Genomic DNA, 15,895 nt, shown 5'->3' with positions numbered 1-15,895 from the left:
TTCTTCATTCCAATCACGAATCGAAAGCCGCAAGGAATCGTAATCGAGACATTCGGTTTTGGTACGCATTTAAAGTGGCTTCTACTGAGCGCTCTGAACTCTGAGTAGAACCGTCTGCATAGGGTTCAAATCGGGGAAGCGAATGCCAGCGTGAGTAAGAACTGCGCCGGGTAACATTAATCCTCGTTCCCACCACGGCACTGACCCGTGGCCATCTCCAATAGCTGAGCCGATGCCTTCAGGCAGGAGTTCTCGCAATGCGTAGGTCACGTCTTCGACAAGGCCAGGCAAGCGCAGCGGAGGTGTGGGCCGCTGCGCTGAAGTCCGTACTCGGGTTAAAGCAAAGACTGCGTCAGCGCCGTCCTGAGCAACTACGCCGTGAACCCAGTAGCCTGAGTCAGGATGATCGGCATGGACAACCCGACCCGAATGCAGTAATGGTCGAAGCTGCTTGTGCAACGTCACCCACTTTGCTAGCTCCTCAAGTTCGGTCGGGTCGGCGTTCGGTAGATCCCATTCAATTCCCATGTGAGAGAACATGGCGTTCGATGCGCGCAGAGGCAGATTGAGCGTTCGACCGGTTTGGTGCGAAACGGTCGATGCAACATGTGAGCCAACCAATTCTGGCGGCAATAGTAAGGAAGTGCCGGCCTCGATTTGCAAGCGTTCGATTGGATCCGTGCAGTCTGATCCCCAAATCCGAACGGTGTGTTCCAATACACCTAGATCTATACGTCCGCCGCCTCCTGCACAGGATTCAATTTCGAGCGTGGGATGGATCTTGGTCAACTCGTCCATCAAGCGGTAGGTAGCCAGTGTCCGTTCATGGTAAGCGGGTTTGCCGGTGCGAGGTGAAACAGCCTCGTAGACGTCACGGTTAAAGTCCCACTTAATGTAGTCGATCGTTGTTGAATCGAGTACGGCAAGTATCTGTGACTTTACATATTCGTAAGCTTCCGGATTTGTCAGATCGATGACCTGCTGCTGGCGGGCTTCTCTTGGCTGGTGAGTGCGCGGCGAAAGGATCCAGTCCGGATGAGCACGTGCTACGTCGGAGTCAGGGCTGATCATTTCAGGCTCGAACCACAGTCCGAATTGCATGCCAGCATCGTGGACCGCGTCTGCCAGCGGTGCCAAACCGTCAGGCCACACCTCCTCGGAAACGGTCCAGTCACCGAGGCTGGTCGTGTCATCGCGCCTGCCGGAAAACCACCCGTCGTCGAGGACGAAACGTTCAGCTCCAACTTTTGCTGCTTCTGCGACCAATTCAAGTAGGTGTGGCAAGTTTTGATTGAAGTACACGGCTTCCCACGCGTTGAGCGTAACAGGGCGCGGCGTAGTCGGGTGTGCGGAGCGGTCTCGGACAAATTTATGGAAACGAGATGCTGCTTGATCGAGGCCTTCACCCCAGGTGCCGAAGAGCCAAGGAGTAGTGTAACTTTCCCCATGTGCCAAGCTAACTTCGCCTGGGTAAAGTAACTCGCCCCCCATGAGTCCTTGATAACCTTGCGTATCGCGCTCAGCGATCGTCCGTGTGTTTCCGGACCATGCGACGTGGATATAGTGGACGAGTCCGCGTTGCCAAGAAGTGGCTTTCTGGCACGTCCCGTGAATGCTGGAAACTGTGTGCGCTCGTGCCACACGAATCTCGCGCTGATGTGAACCGATAGTGAATTCGTGTATGTCGGTATCACGCTCGCGCAAGTGATGGCCACTTTGATCGATAACATACGTTTCCGTAGCCGGAGTGGGGAGTGCAAGAAGTAGAGAGTCTAGGTTATAACCGTCCTCGCCAGCATTCGTTAGAATCGCACGCGTTCGGAGTAGGCCTTCATCGGTAATTTCGAGTTCGATACTCAAATCGATGTTTGCCTCGTCATCGTGTGCATAGGCGATCATTGACGAAGGTGTTTGGTCAATCGTGTGGGTCACAAAAGAAGAAAATTGGGATAGCCCGTTTCGTGATCCAACCAAGCCGGGTGTTCCGAGCCAGCCGTCACTTTGTTGCGGAATTAAAGAAAAGAGTGGTGGAGTGTCGGCCATTCCTGACACGACAGCAGAGTACTGAGAGTCAGAGAAGTCGGCAGCGCTCTCGCTGGAGAGAGCGGGTAGGGTAGCTCCCCAGTAAAGGACTTGAGGAAGTGCCTTGTCTGATGTGCGAATAAAGACTGATGTTCCCCCGTTGATGAGGTGAAGTGTTGACGGTAGGTGCGTCACGTGAATCCCTCCATCGAGTTAGTGTGAAGTTGGGCGGCATCGCCCACTAACTTTCGATGTGAAAAATAGTAGCGTGAATGTACAGTGAATACAAGACAATGACGCATATATTTCGAGGAGACTGTCACAGTGGCTCGTTTATTCGACGACTCATCACTGGCAACCGCTGCGCATATCCTGACGAAAGGCCCTGTTGCGCGAGCCGACATTGCACGCAGCCTTGAGCTGTCGCCGGCAACGCTGACGCGGCTGGTGCGCCCCCTCGTCTCGCGTTCACTGGTGCACGAAACCTCGTCGGGTATGTCACCTACCGGTATGGGTCGGCCCACCCAACTCCTTGAAGTTCCTGCCGATAAGCAGACCTTTGTCGGAATCAACCTGACTGGTTCCGACATTCACGTTGTGCACACCAATACCCATGCCGAGATCCTGGATGCTCTGACTCAGCCGATTCCCTCGACCGATGTGTCCGAGTGTGCTGCTGAAATTCGCCACCTGATCAACACTGTGGCCCCCGGCGCAACTGCAGCAGCGATTTCGCTGGGCGGGCAGGTGGACGGAACGGTTGTGCGGTCCAGCCGTTTCCTCGGATGGGACAATATTGACCTGGCCCGTGAGCTCGACCTGGCAATTCCACTGACAGTCATCAACGACGTGTCAGGCCTGACGATGCTGGAACTGTGGTTCGGTCTGGGTCGGGAATGCGAGGACTTCCTCATCGTCACGGTTGGCGCCGGAATCGGACACGGTATGGTGCACGGCCTGCGAGCTGTGCGTTCGCCGCTGCGGGGCCTGGGTATGACGGCTCATATCCCCTTGGCCGGAGCGCATGGAGTATGTCAGTACGGTCATATCGGGTGCGCCAACGGCGCCTTGACGGTTCCCGCAGTGATATCTCGGGCGCGCTCGGGTCGCGCCATTGTCGACGATGACGGCCGCCCCGCCTCGGCTGACGAACTCATCGCTTTGGCTCAAGACGGTGACCAGGCCAGCCAGCGTGCCATCAGGGAATTTGCCACGAACCTTGCGGTCTATGTGCAGACAGTGGCATCAGCCGCCCTCGTGCGTGATGTTGTTCTGGACGGGGAAGGTGTGTGCCTGCTGGAGACACCGTGGGCGGACAATTTCCAGCGTGAACTGACGTCATTTTCCCGGCCCGATGACCCGCACATCCGCGTCCATCAGCGCTCCGGCAGTTTTGACCGTTGGGCGCAGGGCGCTGCCACCGCAGCGATCGTGCAGTGGCTGGTTGACTCTACGCTCGCACAGTAAAATCTGCGCGGCCCGCAGCCGCACACACCAGGTCAATATTGTCGCTGTCCACCGTTCGCACCCAGTGCGCCGCCTCGTCGGTACGCCGTCCGTGCTGCTTATGCCGCTCCACCAGGCGTCGCACCAGCTCGGTGCGATCAGTGTCGATGAAAACAAGCTCATCGAGCAGGCCGCGAACGTCACGCCATCTCGGCAGATCCACGCCCAGATAGTTCCCCTCCGTCAACACGATCCCCCGAGGGGCAATTGCGACGCTCGCAGCAATCGGCTCATGCATGTCGCGGCGATATTCGGGGGCGAAAACGGTTCCTTCGGCACGCCGAACACGGCGCAGGATTTCACAATACCCATCAACATCAAAGGTGTCGGGAGCGCCCTTGCGGTCAGCCCGACCCAACGCGTGCAGCACTGCATTCGACAGGTGGAAACCATCCATCGGAACAATTCCCGCGACCTCGATGCCGCGCTCATCCAACCCTCGTGCCACCAGGGCACACACCGTGGACTTACCAGTGCCGGGCGGGCCGGTTATTCCCAGCAGGCGCAGGCGGGGGTGAGCGGCGATGCGGTCAACGATCTGGCGAGCAACTGATTCAGACGCGCTTGGTGTCATTGTCCTGACTGCGCTGGATCACCGGCAATGTTGACCAGGGGAAATTGATCCACTTATCAGTCTCACGCCACATGTAGTCCGGTTCGATCACGGAGCGAGGCTTCTTATAGATCACCGCGCTGCGGGCCTCTGCCTTGACAGTGGTATGACCATCCAGTGACAGACCGTGAGCGTTGATCATGTCCATCACCATCTTCAGGGTGCTGCCGGAATCGGCAACATCGTCGACCACCAGGACGCGTTTGCCGTCCATCGCCGAAACATCCATCAAGGGGGGCAACAATTGCGGTTCAGTCAGAGTCTGACCCACCCCGGTGTAGAACTCGACATTCATCGTGCCCATCGCCTTGACGCCGATGGCGTAGGAAATCGCACCGGCGGGCAGCAGTCCTCCGCGTGCAATCGCGACAATCAGCTCCGGCATCCAGCCTGAATCCACAATGCTCTGGGTGAGTGCGCGCGAGGCGTCACCGAACCCCTGCCACGTGAGGGTTTCGCGATCTGGCTGCAGGTCAGCTGGTCGTCCGTCGGTAGTGGTGGCTCCGTCATCGAATGGAAGTGTCACGAATAATCCTTCTAGTCGCCCATTCCGGTTCCGACGTGGCGTGCAGCAGTGATCCACGGGTGATCCAGAGGAACAGTCTTGAGCGTGCCGGCCACGTCCTTCAACGGCACCGGCACAGCCGCCTGTCCCTGTGCTGCCACGGTGATGCCGTATTTTTTCTTGGCCACGAGATCTGCGCCAGCCCCGCCGAGCAACGTGCCAAGCATGCGGTCTTCAGCATTCGGCGTGCCGCCACGCTGCACATACCCCAGCACCGTCACGCGGGACTCCAGGCCGGTGGCCGCTTCAAGTTCTTCGGCCAGTTTGAATGCGTTGCCGCGATGCGCCAGTTCCAGGGACTGCTTATGCATCTTGGCTGCCGACTTTGCTTCCGGGCTGTCTGCAGCAGACAGCAGTGCTTCAGCAGCTTCGAGGTCAGCGGTGTCCTGAGTGTCACGGGCGCCCTCGGCAATCGCGACAACCGAGAACGAATGCCCGGCCTCGGCACGTTTGCGAATCGATGCGGCGATGGAGTCGATGGAATAGGCGATTTCGGGGATCAGGATGATGTCGGCGCCGCCGGCGATGCCGGCTCCCAGTGCCAGCCACCCTGCTTTGTGACCCATAATTTCCACCACGATGATGCGGTGGTGGGAGTGGGCCGTTGAATGCAGACGATCAATCGCGTCGGTCGCGATACCCAGTGCAGTGGAGAATCCGAAACTTGTGTCGGTGTGCGCGATGTCGTTGTCAATGGTCTTGGGCAGGTGGATGACGTTCAGACCTGCTTTGGCCAGCCGGTTCGCATTCTTCGCAGTTCCGCCACCGCCGATGAACACGACACAGTCCAGTTTGTTCTTCTCGCAGTTCGCCAGGATCGTGTCCGTCATGTCAACGGTTTTGCCATTGACGTTCATCTTGTGCGGCTTGTCGCGCGAAGTTCCAAGGATCGTGCCGCCGACGGTCAGGATCCCGGAGAGGAAGCGTGAATCGATGGGAATGGTGCGGTTTTCCGCCATGCCGCGGATGCCGTCGCGGAAGCCGATCAGTTCCATCCCGTAATGCCCGATGGCCGCTTTTCCGAACCCGCGGATTGCTGCGTTAAGCCCAGGGCTGTCGCCCCCTGCGGTAAGGATTCCCACGCGCTGTATTTTCTTCGCCATGATCCGCTTCCTTCCTGTGCGCCGATCGGCAGTGATTCCCATGGTAGTGGACGAGGTCGTGCCACGAGTAATGACGAGGATGATTTAACGTCGTGAAGATCGGCGTGTCAGTGAGCGCAGTTCACGCTGGTAGCGCCCCGGTGGGGTACGAGGGTGGCCGAGGTGTTCCCACTGCCAGATCAAGGCGACATCAAAGTGTGGTGAACATGACGCGCATGATGACACGCGCCTGGGTGCGGAATATAGATACCTGCGTGCTCCGCAGTGCGGACAGGTTCCGATCCACGGCGCCTCAGGAGCAGGCAAGGCCGCAGACAGGCGCGCCTCGGGTCGCGCCCCCAGGTTGCGAGCCGCCTTCTTCCATACCTCGTCATGGTGGTGGCTGGCGCCTGCCAGAGCGTGAGCCACTTCGTGAGCGATGACGTCTCGAATTTCATCTGGGGGATACAGTGTCATCAACGGCCGAGAAAACGACAGGGTGTGCGTCGTGTGGTTGCACTGTCCAGCACGACGGCGTGCACGGTCGAACTTAACAGTCCAACCATGCACGCCGTGCGAAGTGAGCAGGGTTTGTGCTTCTTTAAGCACCCAGCTCAGATCATCAGTCACCTGGACAGGTTACTTCTGATCTTTGGGCATCGCCTCATTCAGAGCATTCGAATCGTCGTTGAGCTTTTTCTGCCACTCATCAACGGTCTTCTTGCCCGAGGCAATTGAGTCGATCGTTGAGTACAGGTCATCCTTGATACTGACACCTTCAACGCTTGCATTCTGGCTGAAGGAGGTGCCGGGAATAATCTTGACGCCTTCCTGGTCGAAAGCACCATACAACTCAGCGAGTTCTGGTTCGAGCTTGTCGGTAATGCCCTTGATGGGCTGAGCTTGACCAATCTTGGCGAAGATTTCGGCAGCCTTGTCGGAGTACATGAATGCCATGAAACGCTTAGCTTCTTCAGGGTTCTTTGCCTGAGTTGGCGTCCACAGTGCGTCCATCAGTACCGTCAGGTAGCGCTCGTCGGGAGTAAAACCGGGAGCGGGTGAGAGCGCCCACTTGAAGTTTTCAGTCTTCGGGGCGTCCTTCATTTCGTTGCGGATCCAAGTTCCGTTGGGCATGAACACTGCATCACCATTGAGAACCGTCTGCTGATTCTTCTTTGAGTCCTGCACGTTTGCGTATCCCAGTGTGTCCGGGTGCAGGTAATCGGGGCTGACGATCTTGCCGATCGTGTCGAGGACTTTGCGGGCCTCGTCCGACTTCCACACGTCCTTCTTATAGAACATCACGTCCTGGAAGAGCTGTTCGCCGCCAGCGTCTGCAAGCAGGGCACCCACGAGCGAATCGAAGTAGCCTGAGGTTGCGTAGGTGAAGACCGAGATACCTTTTTCCTTGGACTTCTTGCCTAGTTCGAACATTTCATCCCATGTTTGCGGAACTTCCCAGCCGTTCTCTTCCAGCAGGGTCTTGTTGTAGACCAATCCGGCAGGTGAGTAGAACGTCGGCAGCAGGAAGGTACGATCGTCGCCATTTGGGTTCGTGTAGGGTCCGATGATGCCGTCGATCAGCTTTTCGCCAACGGTGACTTCCTCGCCGGGAATTTGCATCGACAGGACATCGGTGACATCGGCAATTGCGTTGTCACCGAGCATGGTTTCAACGAGCCCGGCCTTTGCATTCAGGCCACGCTGGACCAAGTCCGGGTACCTGCCCGCTTTCATGCCAGGCATGATTTCGTCTTCGATTTCCGTTGACGTCACAAGGTTGACTTCCACGTCAGGGAACAGTTCCTTGTAGGCTGCCACGACCTCCTGGTAGGGTTCAGGGCCGTTTCCGCCATCGAAGAACGCCAGGTTCAACGTCGATTTGCCGTCTGATGCGCTTTGAGATCCGCCGGCGCCGCATGCGCCTAGCGTTGCCGTCAACGCAAGGCAGGTTCCCGCGCACAACAAAGTGCGTTTGGTGTGATATTTCACGATTACCTCTTTCTAGTTAGCGGTATTGATGGTTGTAGAAAGCGAGCATGCCGAGGACGCCAGCCAGTCCGATTAGCTGGATGCCGAGGCTACCCCAGCTGGTTGTACGTTGACCGATGACGACCAGTGCAACGAAGAATATGAAGATCAATGCGGCACCGATCATGCCGATAATTCGTAGTGCGCGGTCGCTCATCCCTTGATACCTCCAGCATTGGTGACGTTGAGTAGACGCTTTTGAACGAGTGAATAGAAAATGATCACTGGAACGATCACGATGACCATGCCTGCGTACAGGCGGCCGTAATTGGTGGCTGCCCGTTGCGTTGCCATCAGGTTGAGCAGACCGACCTGGACGGTGCGGCTGGATGAATCGGTCATCAGCGTCATTGAAATGATGTAGTCATTCCAGAAGCTCAGGAAGTTGAAGAGCATTGCCATGGATATGGCTGGTGTCGCCATGGGGAAGAAAATGCGAACCATGACGGTGAACTGGTTGGCGCCATCAAGCAAGGCAGCTTCTTCGTAATCTTCAGGGATGCGCGCGAAGAAGTCCTGGAGCAGGAACACTGTGAAGGGCAGTGAAGTTGAGGCGTACACAATGGCAAGTACCACGAGGTTGTTAATGAACAGGCCGTTGGGGAACCACTGGTATACCGATGAGTCGAATCCGACCAGCATCAGGAAGATTGGGACGACAATATAGTTCACGTTAATGAACAGTCCGCCTTGGATGGCCATCTGCAAGATCCTGCGGCCAGGGAAGTCGAATCGTGCCAGTACGTAAGCGCAAGGCAGCGCGATAGCGACAACTAGCACCATTGCCAGAGCAGTGACGAACAGAGAATTCAAGAAAAAGTCGCCGATTCTGGCGTCGGTGAAGGCGTCGACGTAGTTCTGTAGGTAAAGGCTGCGAGGTAGGGACCACGGGTTTCCGTAAAACTCGTCTCTCTGCTTGAAGGAGGCAAGGAAAACCCAGATCGTCGGGATGATGATCGTCAGGGAAACCAAGACGAGAATGACTTGGTTGAAGATGCGATGCGGGGTCCACCTGTCGGCAACACTCCCCGAGGCTTTGCGCATCCTCTTTGAAGAGGATTTCTTCGTGGAAACTGAAACTGTTGGTGTCATCTTTCTTCCCTCACAGCTCAATTGGTTCGCGTTTGGTCGCGCGGCTGACGATCAATGACAAGATGAAGCTAAACAGGAAGATCACTACTCCGATCGCCATGCCGTAACCGTATGAGGAGTTTGTATAGGCCTGGTCGTACATGTATCCCAGAATGACTTGGGATGCGTTATCTGGACCGCCGTCAGTCATTGCCTTAACAAGGACGAAACTCAGATTGACCGACCCTAGGATGAAGAAAATCAATGTCGTTCGGATGTTGCTCCAGATCAGTGGCACCGTCACGCTCACCAGGGTGCGGATCTGGCCGGCTCCGTCCAATGATGCTGCCTCGTACAGGCTCTTATCGATGCCAGTCATGGACGCCATATACATCACCATGTAGTAGCCAAAGGACTGCCATACCATTGCGAATGCGATTGAGAAAATGACGATCTTGTGGTCGCCGAGCCAGACTTGCTTAAGCCAGTCAAGACGCAGGATGTGCAAGGTACCGTTTACTAGGCCAGTATCAGCCTGGTCGTAAATGACGGAGAACATTGCTGCGATGACAACTGCCGATAGAATCGACGGAATATACATCACGAAGCGGAGCAGATTTGCTCCGAGAATCTTCGTTTGAATCAGCATTGCAGCAAAGATCACGGCAACGGGCATCGTGATACATGTCACGACAATAAGGAGTAGAAGGGTGTTTTGTAGCGAGTGGACGAAATTCATGTCACCCAACAAAATCTTGAAGTTGTTCAGCCCAACGAATTCGGGAACACCAGAAAAACCGCTCCATTTGTAGAGTGACATTCTGAAAATGTTGATCGTCGGAACGACGATGAAGACAGTGAACAGGATGGCCGTCGGGAGTGCGCACGCAATACCGAAGATGCTTCGATTGCGCTGAAGCTCGGCTGACCTGCGCTTTCGCCTATTTGTCGTTGACATAGTTGATCCTCTTTGAGTTGAAAGAAAGGATGTGAGGGTGCTCCGCCAAATAGCGTGACAACATCGGCATCCTCAATTCGTCAGAATCCAAGTCTCCGGGTCATTGACATTTACTGTCAGCTGGCCGGAAAAGAACCTCGTAACAATCTACATCAGAAAGGGTGCCAAACTATCACAAGTTAGTGAGTGTTATGTAACATTTAATCGCTGCTGTCAGATACAAAGAAAAGGACTTTCCATCATGCATGCGGGTGACGCACTGAATTATCTGTCCAACGTTCGACCATCATTCCGTCAGCTCCGCTGGCAGGAGATGGAAATGTACGCCTTCATCCACTTCGGCATGAACACGATGACAGACCGCGAATGGGGCGAGGGGCACGAAGATCCTGCACTCTTCACTCCCGGCAACGTTGACACCGACCAGTGGATGCGCGCCCTCAAGGACGCCGGAATGACCGGCGTGATCCTCACCTGCAAGCACCACGACGGTTTCTGCCTATGGCCCAGCGCCTACACCGACCACAGCGTCGCCTCCAGCCCCTACCAGGGTGACATCGTCGCACAAGCCAGCGAATCAGCCCGCCGCTTCGGCCTCAAATTCGGCGTCTACCTGTCCCCGTGGGATCGCACCGAAGCCACCTACGGGCAAGGCGTCGCCTACGACGACTTCTTCGTCAACCAGCTCACCGAGCTGCTCACCAACTACGGCCCGATCTTCTCCATCTGGTTCGACGGGGCCAACGGTGAAGGAGAGAACGGCAAGGTCCAGTACTACGACTGGGAACGATATTTCACCCTGATCCGCGCCCTGCAGCCCGAAGCAGTCATCAACATCTGCGGACCCGATGTGCGCTGGTGCGGTAACGAGGCCGGCGTTGCCAGGCCGGCAGAATGGAGCGTCCTTCCAGCAGAACTCCAGTCCGCCGAACGCACACAGGAACACTCTCAAAAAGCAGATGACGGCACATTCTCACGCGAAGTGAAATCCACCGACGAGGACCTCGGATCGCGAGCTGCCCTCGCCAATTACGACGGGCCGCTTGTGTGGTACCCGGCCGAAGTGGACACGTCGATCCGAACCGGATGGTTCCACCACGCCGCCGAAGATGAGCACGTGCGCACCCCTGATGAACTGTTCGCCATCTGGCACGGCAGCGTCGGCGGGAACTGCTCGCTGCTGCTCAACGTGCCACCCACCCGCAAGGGCGTCCTGGCCCAACCCGACATCGATTCGTTGAAGGGGCTGGGAGATTTGGTGCGCGACTTCTACGCGCGCCGCATCAGCACCGTCACCGTGGACGCGTCCACGTCAACCGTGCCTGACACGCTCACCGCCCAGGCGGGCACCCCGTTCGATGACTCGTACGACCCCCTCATTCCCGCCCTGCTGACCGCCCCGTACTGGCAGCCGGACGAGGGAGACTCAGCGCCCACGCTGACCATCAGCTTCGACCGGTCCACCCCTGTCAGCGCCGTCATTATCCGTGAAGCCATCGCTGAAGGCCAGCGCATCGATCGAGTCACGGTGCGCGGCACCTGCCCAAATGGCACCACAGTTGACCTGGGCAGTGCGAACTCAGTGGGCTACCAGCGCATCATTTCGTTCGATCCGGTCGAACTGGCCAGCATCACAGTGTCGGTCGAGCAGTCACGCGGATCAGTGCGCCTGGCGCACGTATGGCCAGTCAGTGCCTGAGCAGGGAGTAGATCCTCTTGGCTGAAACTTTCCGCGGAGTGCCCAGCTGCTGAGCGAACAGTGAGACGCGCAGCTCTTCGAGCAACCAGCGCGCCTCGCTGATCGTGCGCGCCCGCTTCGCATTGAACGGATGCTCATCCAATGCGTGTTGCGCCTGCTCAATGGCGTCTTCAACATCACCGATCACGTGCGCATTCTGCGCGTCCTGATCGAGCATGGGTCGCCCTCGCGCCGCACGGTCAAGGCGCACGGCACCGGCACGCACATACCTGGCCAGGTGAGGCAGAACCTCAAACGGTGTGGCTGAAATGAAACCGGGGAAGACCAGCGCCTCAGTCGTATCACGCACCTCCTGGCGAACTTCATTCAGTGACGCGTGCTGATGAGTACGCACACTGTCCGCCACCTCGCTGGAAGCCTCAAGCGTGCGGATCACATGCTGAAGGATCTCGTAAACACGGTCTTCATGCCGGTCGCGGGCCTGCGCAACCAGGCTGTCGAAACGGGTGCGGCTGCGGATCGCTGCCGGCCCGTCATCACCGGAAAGCTGGTCCACCAGGCTCAACGCGGAGGCCCACTGCGCGTCAGAAACCAGCGCCTGCGTCGACTCATACGGGGAGGCAGCCAGCATCATTGCCTGCCGGCCACTCCACCGGGTCGTTACCCGCGCAGTCGCCAGCTGAACTTCGCGCACCAATAGCCGCGCCACCCCCACGCGGTGCAGACGGTTCGCCTCATCGGGATTCGCCACGATCTGCAGACGCACCTCATCTTTGTCAGAAACAAGCGCCGGGAAACCGCGCAATGCCACCTGCGTCGCATCTGGCTCCACCGACCAGGGCACATCCTCGGGAAACTCCGTGACAGGTTCCGGTGTCAGCGCAGGCGAGGGTGCAGCCGCCCGTGCAAACGCTTCGGCCACAGCCCCGCGAACAGCGGTGCGCACGGCATCGTCGGCTGTGCGTGCCAACGTGCGCTGCAGGTACGTCAATGACGGACCCGAACCCAGCTCACGACCATCCTGATCCACTACTCGCAGCGTCATCACAACATGGGAGGGAACATTCTCACGCGCATGAGCCAGATCCTTTGCACCCAGGTCAACGCCACGAATCTGACGCACCGCATCAGCGAACACCTCCTCAAAAGGCGGACGCCTGGCGGGATCGGGATCAATGCCGGCCGAGCGCTTCACGACCGGGGCATGGTCTGGCTCTGGCTGCGACTGCGCAGATGCCGTCCTGTTGCGCCTGACTGATCCGCTGGTCGCCCCCCACTTGGCCAGGCGATCCATCGCGGCGTTCAGGGAACGAGGGTCCTCAGGCTCGTCCACTTCAACGCTCACGACTTCATCGTCTCCGCCGATGCGTGAACGAATCCATTGAGCCACATCCACTCCCACTTCGGGCGCCGGAGCCAGCAGACGCCGTTTCGCTTTGGGCAGCGCACGGATCGTCTCAATCACCAGTTCGTCCAGCAATCCAGGCACCAGCCAGTCCATGCCGCGTCCCGTCACGCGCGGAAGCTCTTCTACACGAATCGTCGCCGTCACGCCGTCACGGGCGGCACCGGGGTGAAACTCGTAGGACAGGGGGAACTCCAGGTCGCCCTCGTTCCACGTGTCAGGAAATGCGTCGGCATCCGTTCCCGAGCCGCGCGGCAACAGCAGCTGTGGCGGGTACGTCAGCAGGTCAGGCTTCGAGCGGCGCTTTTTGGCCCACCACCGGTCAAAGTGGCGGGCAGAGATGATGCCCTCAGGCAGCAGGTCGTCAAAGAAATTGACGAGGGAGTCTTCGCCTGCAACGAGTCCGCTCGTGCGTGAACGCTGCTCCACCTCATGAGCCTGCTCCAGCAGGTCACGATTCTGTGCCATGAAACGGTGGTGCTCACGCCATTCGCCACGCACCAGCGCATGGCGGATAAACATTTCGCGCGCCAACTGGCGTGCAGTCAGCGGCTCAATCTCTTCCACGCTGACGGGGGAGTTCTCCTCAACGGTCGTTTCTCCCAGGGCGTCCGACAGTGCATCAGCGAACACGCTTGGCCCCTCATGGCCGCGCAAACCCTGCGCAATACCAGCCAGTGTTCCCGGACGCGCTACTCGGGAACGGCGTGGGCCACCCTCGTCCATCGTGATGTCGAGCCTGCCGAGCAGGACCGTACGGTCAGCTTCCAGCGTCAACCCGTACAGCATGGTTTTCTGGTGGATCATCGCAGCGCCCTTGCCTGATGACCAGTATGGTTCGGAGTAGACGCGGGTGAGCAGAGGGCCGGCCAGAGGCTCGATCCACTCGGGTTTGATGCGCGCCACCGTGCGGGCGAACAGGCGCGAAGTTTCGACCAGCTCCGCCGTCATCACCCATTCGGGGTGGCTGCGGGTCAGGCCGGAGCCGGGCCAGATGGTGAATCGTGTGCCGCGAGTGCCCGCATACTCCTTCTTCGCCGGATCCCAGTTACCCAGGTTCGACAGTAAGCCAACCAGAAGCGAGCGGTGGATTTCGTCAGCATCAGGTGAGGACGTTGAACGCGTGTAGGCAACGACTGCGCGCGCAGCGGCATTCGCAATTCCGCCACTGTTGGCAGCAAACGCCACTTCTTTCGGGCTGGGAATGCCGATGCGGTGAGTATCCAGGCCGAGGGGGCGCGCCATGTCCCGCAACTGCCCGACCACGTCACGCCATTCACGAAAACGCAGATAGTGCAGAAACTCTGCGCGGCACATGCGGCGGAAAGCGGAGCCGGACAGGTCACGTGACTGCACGTTGAGGTAGCGCCAGATGTTCAGGTAGGTGATGAAATCTGAATGCGGATCCACGAAGCGCGCATGCGCCTGGTCGGCAGCCTGCTGAAAGTCCAGAGGGCGCTCGCGGACATCCTGGATCGACAGGGCCGCCACGATGACAAGGACATCGGAGCCGCATCCGTTACGGTCACCTTCAATGAGAATGCGGCCCAGCCGCGGATCGATCGGCAAATGCGCCAGGGAGCGGCCGATCGCCGTCAGCCCGTGGTCAGCGGTCAGTGCCCCGATTTCCACCAGAAGCTGCAGGCCATCCCGAACGGCACGCTGCGCGGGAGGGTCGATGAACGGGAAGCGCTGCACGTCACCCAACCCCAGTGACACCATCTGCAAGATGACGCTGGCAAGTGAGGTACGCAGAATCTCCGGCTCGGTGTACTCGGGGCGCGCGTCGAAGTCATCCTCGGAATACAGCCTGATCGCCACGCCGTTGGCGACGCGACCACAGCGTCCTGCCCGCTGGTTCGCTGAAGCCTGCGAGATCGGTTCGATGGGCAGGCGCTGTACCTTCGTGCGGTTCGAGTAGCGGGAAATGCGCGCCAGACCCGGGTCGATGACGTATCGGATCCCCGGCACAGTCAGTGACGTTTCGGCAACGTTCGTGGCCAGGACAATTCTGCGACGCGAATGACGTTCAAAGATTCGGTGCTGTTCGGCCGATGTGAGCCGCGCATACAGCGGCAGGATGTCAATGTCAGAAGTGCTTCCTAGATGGTCAGCCAACGCCTGCTGCGTGTCACGGATGTCGCGCTCACCGGGCAGGAACACCAAAATGTCGCCGGGACCTTCCGTACGCAGCTCATCGACAGCGCGGCAGATACCTTCTTCCTGGTCGATGTGGTCACCCTCGTCGTCAAAAAGCGGTTCGTAGCGTATGTCGACCGGGTAGGTACGTCCGGTCACCTCGATGACAGGTGCGGGGTCTTCCGGTGTGTCGAAGTGACGGGCAAAACGCTGCGAATCGATCGTGGCGGAGGTGATGATGACCTTCAGATCAGGGCGCACAGGAAGCAGGCGGGCGAGGTACCCCAGGATGAAATCGATGTTGAGGGAGCGTTCGTGGGCCTCGTCGATAATCAGAGTGTCGTAACGACGCAACAGTGGGTCCGACTGGATCTCAGCGAGCAAAATGCCGTCAGTCATGAGTTTCACCAGCGTCGTCGGGCCGACCTCGTCAGTGAAACGAACCTGGTAGCCCACAACCTGGCCGGCTTCGCGCCCCACTTTCTGCCCCAGTTCGTGGGCGATACGTTCAGCAACAGTGTGTGCGGCGAGGCGGCGCGGCTGAGTGTGTCCGATCATGCCGGTCACGCCGCGCCCCAGCTGCAGACAGATCTTCGGAAGCTGGGTCGTCTTGCCTGAGCCGGTTTCCCCGGCCACCACGACAACCTGGTGATCCCGAATCGCAGCGGCGATCTCGTCGCGCCTGTCGCTGACCGGCAAATCCGGGTATGTGATCACCGGAATGGCGGCGACGCGCTGCGCAAGCTGTTCAGGTGTGAACGGCTTGAACGCTGAATGTTTACGTGGTCGTCGGGGCACCGGCCC

Annotated in this window: 12 protein-coding genes; 2 read left to right on the top strand and 10 right to left on the bottom strand. The window is 58.4% G+C overall.

All coding sequences use genetic code 11. The annotated features are described in order from the left end of the window. Positions 1 to 81 precede the first annotated feature (81 nt). Entirely contained in the window at positions 82 to 2,217 is a 2,136-nt protein-coding gene (locus tag BN3002_RS08790; RefSeq protein ID WP_058237522.1) for an alpha-galactosidase, read from the bottom strand. A gap of 129 nt (positions 2,218 to 2,346) precedes the next feature. Here BN3002_RS08790 and BN3002_RS08785 point away from each other — a divergent pair, with 129 nt between their 5' ends. Further along, positions 2,347 to 3,489 (top strand): ROK family protein, encoded by a 1,143-nt coding sequence (locus BN3002_RS08785; RefSeq protein WP_227469120.1) that lies wholly within the window; start codon positions 2,347 to 2,349, stop codon positions 3,487 to 3,489. Here BN3002_RS08785 and BN3002_RS08780 read toward each other — a convergent pair. The 8 genes from BN3002_RS08780 to BN3002_RS08745 all read right to left on the bottom strand — a co-directional run bounded on the left by BN3002_RS08780 (position 3,473) and on the right by BN3002_RS08745 (position 9,848). Further along, positions 3,473 to 4,102 (bottom strand): nucleoside/nucleotide kinase family protein, encoded by a 630-nt coding sequence (locus BN3002_RS08780; protein ID WP_058237521.1) that lies wholly within the window; start codon positions 4,100 to 4,102, stop codon positions 3,473 to 3,475. The genes BN3002_RS08785 and BN3002_RS08780 overlap by 17 nt on opposite strands. After that, on the bottom strand, positions 4,083 to 4,667 hold the full coding sequence (locus BN3002_RS08775; protein ID WP_058237520.1) for a phosphoribosyltransferase: 585 nt from the start codon (positions 4,665 to 4,667) through the stop codon (positions 4,083 to 4,085). The genes BN3002_RS08780 and BN3002_RS08775 overlap by 20 nt, the downstream gene beginning before the upstream one ends. Positions 4,668 to 4,678: 11 nt before the next feature. Beyond that, positions 4,679 to 5,809, bottom strand: a complete 1,131-nt coding sequence (locus BN3002_RS08770) for a 6-phosphofructokinase (protein WP_058237519.1) — start codon at positions 5,807 to 5,809, stop codon at positions 4,679 to 4,681. Between the two features lie 84 nt (positions 5,810 to 5,893). Beyond that, positions 5,894 to 6,418 carry a SprT-like domain-containing protein gene (locus BN3002_RS08765; protein WP_257525591.1) on the bottom strand — a complete coding sequence of 175 codons (525 nt, stop codon included), beginning with the start codon at positions 6,416 to 6,418 and terminating at the stop codon, positions 5,894 to 5,896. A gap of 9 nt (positions 6,419 to 6,427) precedes the next feature. Then, positions 6,428 to 7,780 carry a carbohydrate ABC transporter substrate-binding protein gene (locus BN3002_RS08760; protein ID WP_074026221.1) on the bottom strand — a complete coding sequence of 451 codons (1,353 nt, stop codon included), beginning with the start codon at positions 7,778 to 7,780 and terminating at the stop codon, positions 6,428 to 6,430. 16 nt (positions 7,781 to 7,796) lie between these two features. Beyond that, positions 7,797 to 7,976: a DUF6903 family protein gene (locus tag BN3002_RS08755; protein WP_058237517.1), complete on the bottom strand. Its 180-nt coding sequence runs from the start codon at positions 7,974 to 7,976 to the stop codon at positions 7,797 to 7,799. Further along, the gene (locus tag BN3002_RS08750) at positions 7,973 to 8,911 is read right to left on the bottom strand and encodes a carbohydrate ABC transporter permease (RefSeq protein ID WP_257525590.1); all 939 of its coding nucleotides are present in this window, start codon (positions 8,909 to 8,911) and stop codon (positions 7,973 to 7,975) included. The genes BN3002_RS08755 and BN3002_RS08750 overlap by 4 nt, the downstream gene beginning before the upstream one ends. A gap of 10 nt (positions 8,912 to 8,921) precedes the next feature. Next, positions 8,922 to 9,848, bottom strand: a complete 927-nt coding sequence (locus tag BN3002_RS08745; RefSeq protein ID WP_082628613.1) for a carbohydrate ABC transporter permease — start codon at positions 9,846 to 9,848, stop codon at positions 8,922 to 8,924. 241 nt (positions 9,849 to 10,089) lie between these two features. On the opposite strand from BN3002_RS08745, the gene BN3002_RS08740 reads away from it, so the two are divergent. Next, positions 10,090 to 11,547 carry an alpha-L-fucosidase gene (locus tag BN3002_RS08740; RefSeq protein ID WP_058237515.1) on the top strand — a complete coding sequence of 486 codons (1,458 nt, stop codon included), beginning with the start codon at positions 10,090 to 10,092 and terminating at the stop codon, positions 11,545 to 11,547. Here BN3002_RS08740 and hrpA read toward each other — a convergent pair. Continuing rightward, the gene (gene hrpA, locus BN3002_RS08735; protein WP_058237514.1) at positions 11,537 to 15,889 is read right to left on the bottom strand and encodes an ATP-dependent RNA helicase HrpA; all 4,353 of its coding nucleotides are present in this window, start codon (positions 15,887 to 15,889) and stop codon (positions 11,537 to 11,539) included. The two genes, BN3002_RS08740 and hrpA, sit on opposite strands and share 11 nt — an antisense overlap. Positions 15,890 to 15,895 lie beyond the last annotated feature (6 nt).

Origin of the sequence: Actinomyces ihuae (assembly GCF_001457875.1) — a bacterium.
Lineage (GTDB): Bacteria > Actinomycetota > Actinomycetes > Actinomycetales > Actinomycetaceae > Pauljensenia > Pauljensenia radingae_A.
This window is presented reverse-complemented; position numbering and strand designations above follow the sequence as displayed.